The organism is Neobacillus sp. DFD-2R (assembly GCF_057747865.1).
In genome coordinates, this window is record NZ_CM173228.1 from 2,682,746 (window position 1) to 2,695,639 (window position 12,894).

Sequence of the window (12,894 nt, forward strand, 5' to 3'; positions counted from 1 at the left end):
AGGTTATATGCCCATAATGTATGACCACAACAGGCTAATTGCAAATATAAAGGATAGCCAAAATACCAATCAAATGCACCTCCTATATTTATGTAGCCCTCTTTCCACTTACTCCCGTACGAAATTAATGATTTGTTAAAGCAGTTATTTTTTGGTACAAATTCTTTGGTCATTCCACAGTGTAACCAGAGACACCTATTTGTAATTCCTATTCTATAAGGGGATTGTTCTCTCAATGAAATAATCTTTGTTTTACGCTTACAATTGGGACAAACCACCAGAAATTCATCACCGAAACTTTCTAACATTCTATGCTGATTTTTAAAATTGTTTTTTCATTTAATATGACACACACCTTAACTGTGATATAGATATTTTAATAATTCTTCACCAATAATATTAATTTCTTCTTGAACCTGACCTTTAGTCGAACAAGAAAAAAGGATCGCCGTCGTCGCAATCCTCATTGAACGAATGTTTCCTTATTCTTTTTAATAGTACACACATATTGCTTAAAATAAGCCGGTTAATTTGATAGATGAAAATACTCTTTAATTTGAGCTATTAAATTTATTATTGATTTCATAATGAACTTTACAGAATTGATTCAGTAGATTATCTAAATCTTGACTGCATTTGATTGTTTTAGAGTGGGGGAATCCGTATTGCTTAGAAACATTAAAAAGTTCCTTTCTCTTGTTCTCAATGTCTTGCAAAACCTGCTTTATCAGTGAATTCTTACTCATAAATATCCCTTTCATATAAAAATATCTTAAAGTCAGTTGAATTCCGCCATCTTCCACGTTTTGCTCACTCATTTTTTTTAGTCTCTTTTATTTTGTTGTTTCCATCTCACTAAGGAGTCAATAAGTTCATGTAGAAACGCGTGGCAAGCATATGCATTTGCAACTCGTTCAAATTCTCTTTCATTTAGTCTATCAAGCTCATTCTCTACTTGTTTAAAATTTTTAATTGATAATTGTAATATTTGAATGAAATCCTGTATGATAGTCCTCCACCTACCAATTGTTTAAAATTTAATAAAATTTTCCAAAGGTAATTTTTTCACGTTTTAATGCCGAATCCTGTAACAATACAGGAGCAATATTTGAGCTCTACTCCACCAGTATTAACCAGTTCCAGCTTTTATAAAAAATGGAGAAGGCAATCGCTGATCCAATTGCTTCTCCATAGGGAACATCCGTAAAACCGATTACCATTTGTTCAACATAAAAATCTCTTCTACAGATTGAAATTCCCAAGACGAAACTAAATCTACGTTCAATTTCAGATAGAAAACTACATACTTATTCTTGCAATATCAAAACTTTGTTACATCGACCGGTTTGGTTCCAGTTGATTGGCAATATTGTTGGTACATTTCCAAGGCACTCAGCCAGTTTAGAATAAAAAGGGTGTTACCATTATCATCCAAAAATTGTAAAGCTCCATCCAAAATATTTAAAGCAACAACGTCTTCATTTTTGCCATCTTTGTTGACCATGATTGGTCTGTGAATGGATCCGGCAGGTTCATAAATCACATCCCCTGGCCCTGCAATCCAATCTTCACCCTCATATGTCCAATATCCTTGTATGGTATGGACCAATACTGTTCCATGATGAGCGTGATTAGGCATAACTGTATCTGCAGTTGCCTTTAATAATGCAATAAATTGTCCTGTGATTGGATTAGCCTTGAGTAATTTAATTTCGTTCCCTCTACAAATGGAACCCAAGGCAAAGAATCAGGGTTAATATAACTGGTTTCCAATGGCTGTGATAAAAGTTGAACAGTATTCATTTGAAATCCCACCTTTATTTTTTGGCCGAGTAATTTTCTTGGACTTGTCTCTATCATAAACATGAGTTCTTACTAATTTCTTACTAACACATCGAAAGAAGTTTCAAAACTAATTAAAATATCAATTTCTTTTATAATAAATAGTGACAGAATATCGTAGAGTGCTATGTCTGACGGTGTATTTTTTATCGAAATATCATTTTTTTCATCTAATAACTTCAACAAAAAAGGCGTTAATCCTTCCTGGAATAACGCACCCTTAAGTCGAGCATTTTTTTATTTATTTTTTTAACTTAAAAAGGGGTAGTACCAGCGAAACTGACACTAGATGTAATTAAATGGGGAATTATTGACCTCGTTATATCCCTGCTGGGCATCGGTGATTTCAAGCTTTGAATAGACCTCCAAGGACTTGCGGCCATGCCCCTGCCCGCTCCTTCCAACCAACTCCGCGTCACGTCATGGTTCTGTCCCAATAAGGTCGATGAAATTCACCGGCCTTTTTTTAAACGAACGACGAACCGCGGGCTCGGTGTCAGTCTTCGATTGCTTGGTAGACCATGGTCCAGAAGTCGTGGATAAGCCGCGTTGAATCCGGAGTGGACGCCCCGACCTGGGTGAGCAGGATTCCGGTGAGCCGTTTGTCCGGGTCAGCGTACGTCGCGGTGCCGCTTCCCCCGTCCCAGCCGAACTGGCCGATGGACGCGTAGTCACCACGGTAGGTGCGCACCGCCATCCCGAAGCCCCAGCCGCCGTGCTGCCCTTGGCCGAATGACACATGGACGTTGTTGCGGGCCATGGCGTTTCGGGCGGCTTGTTGCTCGGGAGTGAGGCGGTTAGTGGTCATCAGCTGGACGGCGGGCCGGGATAGGATCCGTTCGGTTCCGTGCATCCCGTGATTCAGCAGCATCCGGAAATAGGCGTGGTAGTCGTCGACGGTGGAGACCAGACCGCCGCCGCCGCCCTGGAACGCCGGAGGCTGGCTGTGGCGTCCCCCCTTGGCCTCGTCCCACACTATGAACTCTCCGGTCTGCGGGTCGGGGGCGTAGAGGGTTGGCAGCCGGTCGATCTTGTCGGCGGGCACGTGGAAACCGGTGTCCTTCATGCCCAAGGGGTCGAAGATGCGTTCGCGCAGGAACGTCTCAAACGACTGGCCCGTGACCCTGGCGACGAGCACGCCGAGTAGATCGTTGCTGATGTGGTACTGCCAGCGCTCTCCGGGATGGTGCATCAGCGGAAGCGCGCCAAGGCGGCGCATCCACTCATCCGGCTCGGGCACCGGCTCCGGTAGATTGGGCGTGAGCCCCTGCTCGAAGATCGCATTCATGATCGGAGTGCCCAGCGACGTCATATCCATGCCGAGCCCGAACGTGGAGGTCAGCAGGTCCCGTACGGTGATCGGCCGTCGCGCCGGCACGGTATCGTCCAACGGGCCGTCGATCCGCTTCAGCACCCGCCGGTCGGCGAGTTCCGGCAGCCACTGCTCTACCAGGTCATCCAGCCGCAGCCTGCACTCGTCGAGCAGGACCATCACCGCCGCAATCGTAACCGGCTTGGACGTCGAGGCCATCCGGAAGATCGTGTCTCGGCGCATCGGCGCACCACCGTCATGGCGCATCGTCCCGATCGCTTCGACGTGCATCTCATCGTACCGGCTGACCAGGGCGACGAGCCCAGGAATCTTCCCGGACTCGACATGCCGTGCCAGCACGTCGCGCATTCTGCGCAGCCCAGTTTCGGAGAAGCCGCTGTTGCTTTGTACCGTTGTAATTTTTTTCATTTGGTTTCCCTCTCTTTACTTTTTTATCAGCCCTATGGATATGTCCTGCGCTTAGAATAGAGCCAATTGTTCATCGGACGTTTATTCTCGGTTTCATCAAATTCAAAGTCACCTTTATTCAGTAAGTAATCTTCTTTGACAACCGTTGTCTTGCCCGCACCATTGGAGCCGAGCAGGGTGAAAATACTGTCCTTATCCATTTAAGCTCCCACCTTCACATTACCTAATTATGTATATTCTGTAAGTAAATACATATTCCTTCTTCAACTCTTGCCCCTTTAGCCATCCATGAAGCGCAAAAATCAACGCTTCACCACAGAGAATGAAAATGGTCACGAACCGTCAATACTGATTCTACGGCTGGAAGAGGAAGGTCGCTGAACTATGGTGCGTGAGAGCCCATCCTTTAGTCTGACTCCACCGACCACGGTGCACCACTGACTGTCGCTCCCTTACGGGAAGCACACATGGTAGATTAATCCTATTCTGGTTGTTGCACCAGCCTCTAATCATAATGATCGCCGTAGAAAGGATGTTTTCAATGGATGTAGTCATTGAAAGAGCATGCGGTATGGATGTCCATAAGGACAATATTACTGCCTGTATTTTGACACCTGAAGGAAAGGAGATTCAAACGTTCTCTACTAAAACTGTATTTCTATTACAGTTGGTTGACTGGATTAAACATCATAATTGTACCCATGTCGCCATGGAGAGCACGAGTGTTTATTGGAAGCCGATTGTGAATTTACTTGAAGCTGAGGATATTGAGTTTTTAGTTGTGAATGCCCAACATATGAAGGCAGTTCCAGGACGCAAAACGGATGTAAAGGATGCAGAATGGATTGCCAAGCTTCTTCGGCACGGGCTGCTCAAAGCAAGTTATATTCCAGATAGAAATCAACGTGAACTGCGTGAGCTAGTTCGCTATCGTCGAAGTATAATCGAAGAGCGAGCCAGGCAACATAACCGAATCCAAAAGGTGTTAGAAGGAGCGAACATTAAATTGGGATCTGTTGTTTCAGATGTTTTGGGTGTTTCGGCTCGGGATATGCTTGATGCCATTGCCGATGGTGAGGAGGATCCTGAAAAACTAGCAAACTTTGCCCGGCGCACTATGAAAAAGAAGAAAGAAGAACTGGAACTCGCCCTAAAAGGCTATATCAATTCACATCAACGCCTTATGTTAAAAACCATTTTAGGTCATATTGATTTTCTGACTGAGCAAATCGAGATGCTGGATAAGGAAGTTTCCGACAGAGTCAGCTCTCATCAAGAAGATGTGGCACGATTGGATTCCATTCCTGGTATAGCAACCAGAATGGCCGAACAAATCCTATCTGAAAGTGGGACTGATGTGAAGAAACAATTCCCCACTGCAGCTCATATGTGTTCTTGGGCAGGATTAGTTCCTGGGCAAAATGAAAGTGCTGGAAAAAGAAAATCAGCCAAAACTAAAAAAGGAAATAAGTATTTAAGATCGGGGTTAACCGAAGCAGCTCATTCAGTAAGGGGATCCAAAAACTATCTTGGTGCACTGTATAGGCGTACAGCATCCCGAAAGGGTAAAAAACGTGCTGGAATTGTAGTCGCTCACGCAATGTTACGTATCTCTTATTATCTATTAACCCGAAAAGAAATGTATGTAGACTTAGGTGAAGACTACTTTGATAAGCAGAGACAACAATCAATTGTTCGGCATTCATTAAGACGACTTGAAAGTTTAGGATACATCGTTACGCTGGAAGAACCTAAAGCCTCTTAATCCAGTTCACTTAATTACCATAGATCTATGAAATTGGCGCTCTCCCCTTTTTTAAAAAACGAATGAGCTGCGTCTTCTTTAGTATTGCCATTTTCTCAAAGTTACAGAAGTTTATTTTCATGGTAGACACTCATGTCGCTTTCGCGACACCATCAAATGAATGAAAATGTTTTTATACTAGTCTAGTTCCCTCTCCTCCTGTCAATCCTGTTAATACGGCTGGCGAAGGAAGGTCGTTAAACTATGGTGCTTTTGAGCCCGCATGGTAGACTGATTCATTACGACCAGGTGCACCACAAATTGTTGCTCTCTGTTGAGAAGCACGCAGGATAGATTAATCTTATATGGTTGTTGCACCAGCCCTAATTTACTTCAGCCTAGGAAGGGTTTTTATAATGGATGTTGTATATAATCGCTGTTGTGGACTTGATGTCCACAAAAAAAGTATTACTGCTTGCGCAATTACACAAAAAGGGAAAGAAATCGAAACCTTCGGCACTATGACACATGATCTTTTCGAATTGGTAGATTGGATTAAAAGTAAACGATGTACTCACGTTGCGATGGAAAGTACAGGCGTATATTGGAAACCCATTTACAATCTATTAGAACTAGAGGAAATACAACCGATGGTTGTAAATGCTGCTCATATTAAGGCTGTACCAGGTCGTAAAACCGATGTTAAAGATGCAGAATGGATTGCGAAATTGCTACGCCATGGTCTACTTCAACACAGTTATATTCCTAATCGAGAGCAAAGAGAGTTGCGTGAGTTAGTTCGATACAGACGAAGTCTCATTGAAGAAAGGGCTAGGGAGATTAGTAGAATCCAAAAGGTGTTAGAAGGTGCCAATATCAAACTTTCTTCGGTTGCGACTGACATTATGGGTGTATCAGGTCGAGCAATAATTGAAGCGATTATTAATGGTGTCAATAATCCAGAGACGTTATCAAACTTAGCTAAAGCAAGATTGAAGAAAAAAAAGGATGATTTAGAACGTGCTTTAGTAGGATCCGTTGGACCCCATCAAAAAATGATGTTAAAAACCCAACTTTCACACATTGATTTTATGGATCAACAAATTGAATTGTTGAGCGAAGAAGTAACGAAACGAATGCAACCTTATGAAGAAGATATTGAACTACTTGATTCTATTCCTGGAATAGGTCGAGGCACGCTGAACAGCTCATGGCTGAGATTGGTATTGGCATAGATATTTCAAAGCAATTTCCTTCAGCTCCTCATTTATGTTCATGGGCTGGAATGGTTCCAGGTAACAATGAAAGTGCTGGAAAAAAAGTCTGGAAAAACGAGAAAAGGAAATAAAAAATTACGAGCAGCACTTGTTGAAGCAGCACATTCAGCTGCAAGGACAAAAAATACCTATCTTTCATCCCAATACCAACGTTTATCAGCAAGAGTTGGGAAAAAACGGGCAGCAGTTGCGGTTGGACATACCATTTTAACCATTGCTTATCACATGTTAAACAAAAGAGTTCCATATATTGAGTTGGGAGCGGATTACTTCGACAGACGAAAGAAAGAAATCGTGATTAAACAATCAATAAGGCGATTAGAGACTCTTGGCTGTAAGGTTACAATTGAAGCTATTGCGTAATTATAGTTGAAAAATATAGTTAGTTACCCCATCCAGATCTTTTAAAAAAATTGGATTTTACTGGGGTCTAGTTTCCTATTGTCTAAAACACTCTTTTCCCATTTTTTATTTTCAGGATAGGATAGTTCAATAAGAAAAGGCTGCCGGAAGCAGCCCCGTACCTGAACTCTAGCGTCATACTTTAAGAAGATCCTTTGACTAGTTTTTTTGTAGTTATTAGTTTTAAAAAACATGGAAAAAAGAACCTATAGATTATAAAGTAAACAGGTAACCCATACCATGTTTCCCAGTTTTTATTTTTCATGTATCCAACTTTAACTAAGCCTAATTCTAAGAAAAAAGACAATAACGTAAAGACTAATGCAAAAATCCATCTTTTTTGAGAGTTATAAAAATTAACATAAATTACCGATATACAAGCAGGAACAAAGCTAAGTAAAAAGGAATCGCTAAGCTCGGTAGTATTACTCTTTGCAAGGTCAAATAAATCAAATATAGACCCTGCTATAGAATCAGCAATCCAAGTCAAATGTCCAGCTACACCAAGAGTAATGAATATCCCTGCCCATGTTAGATTTTTTTTAGGCATAAATATCACAATTAATATTGAAATAAGGAATAACATCCAAACATACCATTCACCTTGATACTTCATAAATTCCATAGAAAAATCACCTTATCCCATTTGCCCCAAATAAATTTTATTTCATCATAATTATCTTTTGTATATTGGTTTTAAAATATTCCCAGTCCTTATTGAACTCCCTCAGTTTAATACGATTTTCTCCCGAATACTCGCTTATTCGCAGGATTTCATAACCATTGATATAAGAATAACAAATAAATGGAATGAGATCAGATTATTATGGCTACGTGAAGGCATAATTAAATAGAGGAGTAATGTTCAACTCCACAATTTACCATATAATGTACTTGCTCCACGCCGCCCCTGGAGGCTTTCCCTCCCATGTCTCAACGGGTCATTTGCCCTATCATTCCTTCGTCATGCCTTTCCAAGGGGTGGAGGCCAGTTATGCTAACCTGATGGGTCGGTGCCCTTTTGTTCAATCTGGTACTCCGTACATATTTGAAATCCTACGAATAAGCCTACATTCGGTCAATATAGATAGTCTGCAATATTAATAAGTTCGAGGGGAAAAATCTTCAATTCTGTAATTTATTAGGCCGCCATCTGTGATAATGGTTTGACCTTATCTGGACAATAGGATTCATTTCGTCTAGATATACCTACAAAAATTCTAGCCAGCTTGCCAATTAACTTCATTATTGATTTCATTTTCTTCATCTTTTTTATCTTAACATTATAAGAATGTAATGCTTGAAATTCTGGGTTATTCATCACAAGGCTAACGTTGCTAAGTAAAGGAATCGTCGCAGTCTTGATCTTCCACGTTTAGAAATGACAATTTGGCCTTTCCACTTTCCTGAACTTGCCTCAGCTAGATGCAAACCTGCATGCCTTAGTAGAGAATTACCGTGGGAGAAACCACTTAAATCTCCTGCCTCACCTAATATGCCCGCCAAAGATATTTCACTAATTCCTTTGATGGTAAACAATTTCTTGGCAAAAGGGATTTCAATTAATGCTTCGGTAACCAGTTGCTCAACTCTTTCGAGTTGTGTTACTGCTAAATCATATTCCTCTAATAACTGCTCTAAATGGAATTTATAAGCATCAAGTGCGGCTTAGTACCCACAGATTTCTTAGCTAATTGAAGAAGTAATAGGCCCTTTTTTAATCCAGGCTGTCTCTTCATTATAGATTTCCAACCTGCAATAACCTCATGAGGCTGCATAGTCTCTAAGTCCATTGGGGAAGGAAATAAACGGAGGGTTGCTATCGCCCCCTTAGCCTTAATATCTTTGAACACCTGTCGGAGTTCAGGAAAAACAATATCTACCCAACGATTTAATTGATTGATCGAACTAACAAGACGTTTAACTACTACATCACGGTTAGACATTAGAACCCTAAGTTTTTCGAATGGTTCTGATGTGTACCTAACCTCTGAGTAGTAACCGTTCTTCACCATATCAGCTATAACTAAAGCATCCTTTTTATCGCTTTTTGACTGGGTATTATCACGGTTTTCTTTATTCCTTTTTACTAAATGAGGGTTTACTGTTACAACCTCAATATCTTGTTTAGAAAGCAATTTTGAAAGATTGATCCAGTAGTGTCCAGTTGGCTCCATCCCAACAATAGCTTCATCTAGGTTGTTTAATCTTTGAAGATTTTTAATCCATTTTAGGAAACTAGCAAATCCTTCTTCATTATTTTTGAGTGTAAGTGGATCGCCAACTACAATTCCACGGAAATTTACGGCTCTGGCCACGTGAAATTGTTGGGCAATATCCACACCAACAACAAGATGTTTAACGGAAATTCTTTCTATCAGTTGATTTTGTTTGGTTTGCATTTTAAACTTCATAGTAGGGTTCCTCCTAAAGTTGTGAGTTAGAGTGGTGTCTATACTCATATCTTACTGAGGAGCCCTATTTTTTTCAAAGTCGAAAAATAACGATCTACAGGAATGCTAACGTACCAGTTATCACAATAAGGAAAAATAATTTTAAAGGAATTTGAGATGATGTAATAAGTGAGTTTTTCCATTCCATTCGATTATACATTGCTCTATACCGAAAACTACCGTTTCTGGCTTCGAGGTTTGATTATGGTCCAATTCTTAACTTCAGGCTTATGGCGTAGGGAAGTAAACTGTAGGTTTTTTTTAAACTTCCCAAAATTGTGAACATGTTTAAGCAAACGTTATGTTCTTAATAATCAATACAATAGATAATATTAAACAGATCGTCGCAGGAATGATCATTACAATTGATTGATGGGCTCGAAAAAATATGAGAATGTATGGCTCCTAACATGAGAAGTACAAATAATGCACTTGATCCAACAGTTAAGTAGCTAATCCAGATACCACTAATCATACCTATTGCTCCAATAATTTCAAACAATCCAATTACAGACATGAACCATAATGGATATTGATAATGCCGCCAATGTTCAACCTGAAACGGCATACGTAAAAGTTTTATGAATCCTCCTACTAAAATAAATACCGCTAAAATTACTTGTATGACAATAGTTATCATATATATCTTTACTCCTTTTATTGATATTATTTAGGGAAATTCTGTCCAATGATTATATGGATATATATTCCATGTAATATTCTATCATTAATAAAATCATTATGAAGTTAAAATTTCACCTAACCTGCTGCTCCTTTAGCTCCATAAAAAAAGGCTGCCTAAGCGACATTTCCTTCTTGAATTCAAGCACCCGTTAGTTTAAGTGAAATTCTTCACAAAATATCTGGAAGGAAGTTGCATAATTCCTAAATAATATCAAATAAGCCCTTTCTGTTTATATGCAGAAGGACTTGAATATGGATTATAATTGATTCTATTTTCCTATTAATCCATCACGATCGGTTGCCATAGGGGGCTGTTCCATCCAGCCATTTTTTATCATGATATTCGCTCCATCCTCAGAATACAATTGAACCTCTAAGGATAGCCTGTTATGCATTGAAGTAAGATCCCCTCTGGGACTTTGACTGACAGCTGTACCATAATATCCAATACTCATGGAAATCAAACCAGATGTAACGTACATCATGAGTTTTTCAGAAAATGTTTGTGTGGTACTGTTTGTTATTTCGGCATCCCACCCCATCGGTACAGGGAGTTTACTTTCCTCTAACTTCCCTCTAAATAATTTAATGTGTTTATTTCCAATTTCTAAATCTTGTAAAAAGAATTGTTTTACATCCTTATCGTGCAACTTGGCCAAATCCAGTAAGAAGAGCTACTCCGAGAGCATTTCTTTGCAGATTCGCAAATAAATTATCGACTTCCGCAGCAACTAACGGTCTATTTTTCTCCAAAAACATCTAATATAAACCATTGCTTTTTCACAAATTCAACCTTATCTAAATTAGGCAGGTTCGGAGATCTAATAAACAATCCTTTGGATAATAATAATTCCGTTGAACGTTTATTTAATTCCATTGTTTCCGTAAGGCAGTTTATGTAATAAGTTTTTATGTGATTTAGATAACTATAGAGCATATTCAATAATAGGTTTAATTTCATCATCCTCCGCTTTTTCTAAGAAATATGTGAGGACACAGTTGCTTGAACTATCATTTAAGTATTGCACCCAAAGCTGAGCAATCTCACCCGCAGTTAACCTTATCTGGGTTTCCTTTTCCTCCACAAGTTACCTCCAAAATAGAAATACTATAAATACCATCCCCATAAATTACTTCTATTATGTATTGGTTGGTTAATGCTCTGAAAACAATGAGCTCAGCAATAGCTAAATCAATGTTGTCCATACGATAAGACTTATAATGATATGAACCGTTGCATGGGCAATCATGGCCACTTCTAACCCTTTTTTCCAGAAAAGCCAACCAAATAGAACACCAGCTATTCCATTTAAAATAATCATACGAACAAAAACAACAAGTGTAAGAGGAGCCAGAAGTACTGTGGTGCCCAAATGCCCCATCGCAAACAAAAGCGAAGTGAGTAAGATAGAAATCCAAATGACTCCTAGTGAAGGTTGACTTTTGTCTCGCTGAAATAAACGCCACCCTATCCAGATAAATAGGGACATTAACCCCCATCGAAGTAAGATTTCTTCTACGATTCCACCATAAAAAATACCACCTAAAGTGTTTAATAAGCTGCGAGAGTCTGCATCAAGCTTTAAGCTATCTGGTAACCATGGTTGAAAAGCTAATTCAAGCAAATAATGAATGCATCCAAGCAGAAGTCCATAACCCATCCCCTTTAAAATATTGGGCTTGAGAGAAGACCAGAAAGGATTATTCTCTGCTACTCTCTGAACAATATAAGACTTCAAACCCACCCTGGGAGCTAGTAAATTTCCAACAATAATTGCAATGATTAAAAGAAAAAGTGGGGACATCAATGAGACAATGGCCAAAATCAATGGAGGTAAATCAGGTACATTTGGAATATCCTGCAATTGCACTTCTATGATAGAAATGACAGAAGGTATCATTGTAAACAAACCAAATATGCCTAATACTAAAAAAATAATGAATGACTGCCAAAAATAACGAGCTTTCATGATATTATCTCCTTCTTTTTTAATTCAATTGAAATTGAAATTGATTAAAAATCATAAGTCCAACCACTAAAACTAATAAACCTACAATAGTTACGAACAATTGTGCAAACAACATACTTCTTCGTGATAACCAAACTGCTCCTATGTTAAAGGTACTGTGTACAAAAAGGATAGAGAAGGTTAATGACGGTGAGTAAGCTATTATCAGAGTAGCGCCAATATGAAATAAGCTAGCAAAAAGCCGTTCAGAAAGACCCCAAAAAGGGCTTAAACGAGAAGTTCCTTGAGACTCTAATATCCTTTTTACTTCGAGGGATTTTTCATCATTTTTACGAAAAATTTTAACTAGTATTAGACCGTTTATGATGGTATACAACACCTCGATTGCAGCCCATCCTTGCCCAATCGATAGAGCCCAAGAGAAAGAGGTGCCAGTAAGCAAAAGAAGTACTAGGCGAACACCTTCTTCAAGAGGCCCTGAAGATAGGCCAACTAGAAGCATAGCAGACTTTTTTGATAGATTTTGTACTAATAAACTTATAGGTCCTCTCAACATTAGCGCAACAATCCACCCAAGGGCCCCTAGGCCAAATGCTATCCAAATAAAATCAGCTCCAAGTTTTTTTTGAAAGAAAAACCATATAAGAAGTGGAACAACGAGATATAAAGGAATGGAAAAGTAAAACATACGCGCTTCTTTCCGATGAAAATCCGACGATACTTCATTTTCATTCTGAACAAGTTGGTTCATAAAAGCAGATCTCCTTTTGAATAGATGCAA

11 protein-coding genes and 3 pseudogenes are annotated in these 12,894 nt (G+C 39.5%); 2 read left to right on the plus strand and 12 right to left on the minus strand.

Annotated features, from left to right (window positions below):
* Window positions 1-551: 551 nt before the first annotated feature.
* The 5 genes from AC3ANV_RS13425 to AC3ANV_RS13445 all read right to left on the minus strand — a co-directional run bounded on the left by AC3ANV_RS13425 (window position 552) and on the right by AC3ANV_RS13445 (window position 3,783).
* Window positions 552-818 (minus strand): Spo0E family sporulation regulatory protein-aspartic acid phosphatase, encoded by a 267-nt coding sequence (locus AC3ANV_RS13425; RefSeq protein ID WP_488314060.1) that lies wholly within the window; start codon window positions 816-818, stop codon window positions 552-554.
* A gap of 503 nt (window positions 819-1,321) precedes the next feature.
* Window positions 1,322-1,711, minus strand: a complete 390-nt coding sequence (locus tag AC3ANV_RS13430) for a 2,4'-dihydroxyacetophenone dioxygenase family protein (protein ID WP_488314210.1) — start codon at window positions 1,709-1,711, stop codon at window positions 1,322-1,324.
* On the minus strand, window positions 1,660-1,803 hold the full coding sequence (locus tag AC3ANV_RS13435) for a hypothetical protein (RefSeq protein ID WP_488314364.1): 144 nt from the start codon (window positions 1,801-1,803) through the stop codon (window positions 1,660-1,662). The genes AC3ANV_RS13430 and AC3ANV_RS13435 overlap by 52 nt, the downstream gene beginning before the upstream one ends.
* Before the next feature lie 535 nt (window positions 1,804-2,338).
* The gene (locus AC3ANV_RS13440) at window positions 2,339-3,583 is read right to left on the minus strand and encodes a serine hydrolase domain-containing protein (RefSeq protein ID WP_488314061.1); all 1,245 of its coding nucleotides are present in this window, start codon (window positions 3,581-3,583) and stop codon (window positions 2,339-2,341) included.
* Between the two features lie 32 nt (window positions 3,584-3,615).
* Window positions 3,616-3,783: a hypothetical protein gene (locus AC3ANV_RS13445; protein ID WP_488314062.1), complete on the minus strand. Its 168-nt coding sequence runs from the start codon at window positions 3,781-3,783 to the stop codon at window positions 3,616-3,618.
* Window positions 3,784-4,124: 341 nt separating this feature from the next.
* Between AC3ANV_RS13445 and AC3ANV_RS13450 the strand changes: the two genes are divergently transcribed.
* Entirely contained in the window at window positions 4,125-5,348 is a 1,224-nt protein-coding gene (locus tag AC3ANV_RS13450) for an IS110 family RNA-guided transposase (RefSeq protein WP_488314063.1), read from the plus strand.
* Between the two features lie 395 nt (window positions 5,349-5,743).
* A pseudogene (locus tag AC3ANV_RS13455) lies at window positions 5,744-6,967 on the plus strand (IS110 family RNA-guided transposase).
* A gap of 181 nt (window positions 6,968-7,148) precedes the next feature.
* On the opposite strand, the gene AC3ANV_RS13460 reads toward AC3ANV_RS13455, so the two are convergent.
* The 7 genes and pseudogenes from AC3ANV_RS13460 to AC3ANV_RS13490 all read right to left on the minus strand — a co-directional run bounded on the left by AC3ANV_RS13460 (window position 7,149) and on the right by AC3ANV_RS13490 (window position 12,864).
* Window positions 7,149-7,631, minus strand: coding sequence for a hypothetical protein (locus tag AC3ANV_RS13460; RefSeq protein ID WP_488314064.1), 483 nt, complete (start codon window positions 7,629-7,631; stop codon window positions 7,149-7,151).
* A 516-nt stretch (window positions 7,632-8,147) separates the two neighbouring features.
* Window positions 8,148-9,420 (minus strand): annotated as a pseudogene (locus AC3ANV_RS13465) (IS110 family RNA-guided transposase).
* Between the two features lie 327 nt (window positions 9,421-9,747).
* Window positions 9,748-10,099, minus strand: a pseudogene (locus tag AC3ANV_RS13470) (DoxX family protein).
* A 313-nt stretch (window positions 10,100-10,412) separates the two neighbouring features.
* Window positions 10,413-10,793, minus strand: a complete 381-nt coding sequence (locus AC3ANV_RS13475; protein WP_488314065.1) for a DUF3231 family protein — start codon at window positions 10,791-10,793, stop codon at window positions 10,413-10,415.
* A 276-nt stretch (window positions 10,794-11,069) separates the two neighbouring features.
* Window positions 11,070-11,228 (minus strand): DUF3231 family protein, encoded by a 159-nt coding sequence (locus AC3ANV_RS13480; RefSeq protein WP_488314066.1) that lies wholly within the window; start codon window positions 11,226-11,228, stop codon window positions 11,070-11,072.
* Between the two features lie 102 nt (window positions 11,229-11,330).
* Entirely contained in the window at window positions 11,331-12,113 is a 783-nt protein-coding gene (locus tag AC3ANV_RS13485) for a CPBP family intramembrane glutamic endopeptidase (RefSeq protein ID WP_488314067.1), read from the minus strand.
* Window positions 12,114-12,132: 19 nt separating this feature from the next.
* Window positions 12,133-12,864 (minus strand): hypothetical protein, encoded by a 732-nt coding sequence (locus tag AC3ANV_RS13490; protein ID WP_488314068.1) that lies wholly within the window; start codon window positions 12,862-12,864, stop codon window positions 12,133-12,135.
* Between the last annotated feature and the right edge of the window lie 30 nt (window positions 12,865-12,894).

What these genes read in the sequence shown, in the direction of transcription:
- AC3ANV_RS13490 (WP_488314068.1), bottom strand. Translation starts at nt 12,864, where the DNA reads ATGAACCAACTTGTTCAGAATGAAAATGAAGTATCGTCGGATTTTCAT.
- AC3ANV_RS13485 (WP_488314067.1), bottom strand. Translation starts at nt 12,113, where the DNA reads ATGAAAGCTCGTTATTTTTGGCAGTCATTCATTATTTTTTTAGTATTA.
- AC3ANV_RS13425 (WP_488314060.1), bottom strand. Translation starts at nt 818, where the DNA reads ATGAGTGAGCAAAACGTGGAAGATGGCGGAATTCAACTGACTTTAAGA.
- AC3ANV_RS13445 (WP_488314062.1), bottom strand. Translation starts at nt 3,783, where the DNA reads ATGGATAAGGACAGTATTTTCACCCTGCTCGGCTCCAATGGTGCGGGC.
- AC3ANV_RS13440 (WP_488314061.1), bottom strand. Translation starts at nt 3,583, where the DNA reads ATGAAAAAAATTACAACGGTACAAAGCAACAGCGGCTTCTCCGAAACT.
- AC3ANV_RS13460 (WP_488314064.1), bottom strand. Translation starts at nt 7,631, where the DNA reads ATGGAATTTATGAAGTATCAAGGTGAATGGTATGTTTGGATGTTATTC.
- AC3ANV_RS13450 (WP_488314063.1), top strand. Translation starts at nt 4,125, where the DNA reads ATGGATGTAGTCATTGAAAGAGCATGCGGTATGGATGTCCATAAGGAC.
- AC3ANV_RS13435 (WP_488314364.1), bottom strand. Translation starts at nt 1,803, where the DNA reads ATGAATACTGTTCAACTTTTATCACAGCCATTGGAAACCAGTTATATT.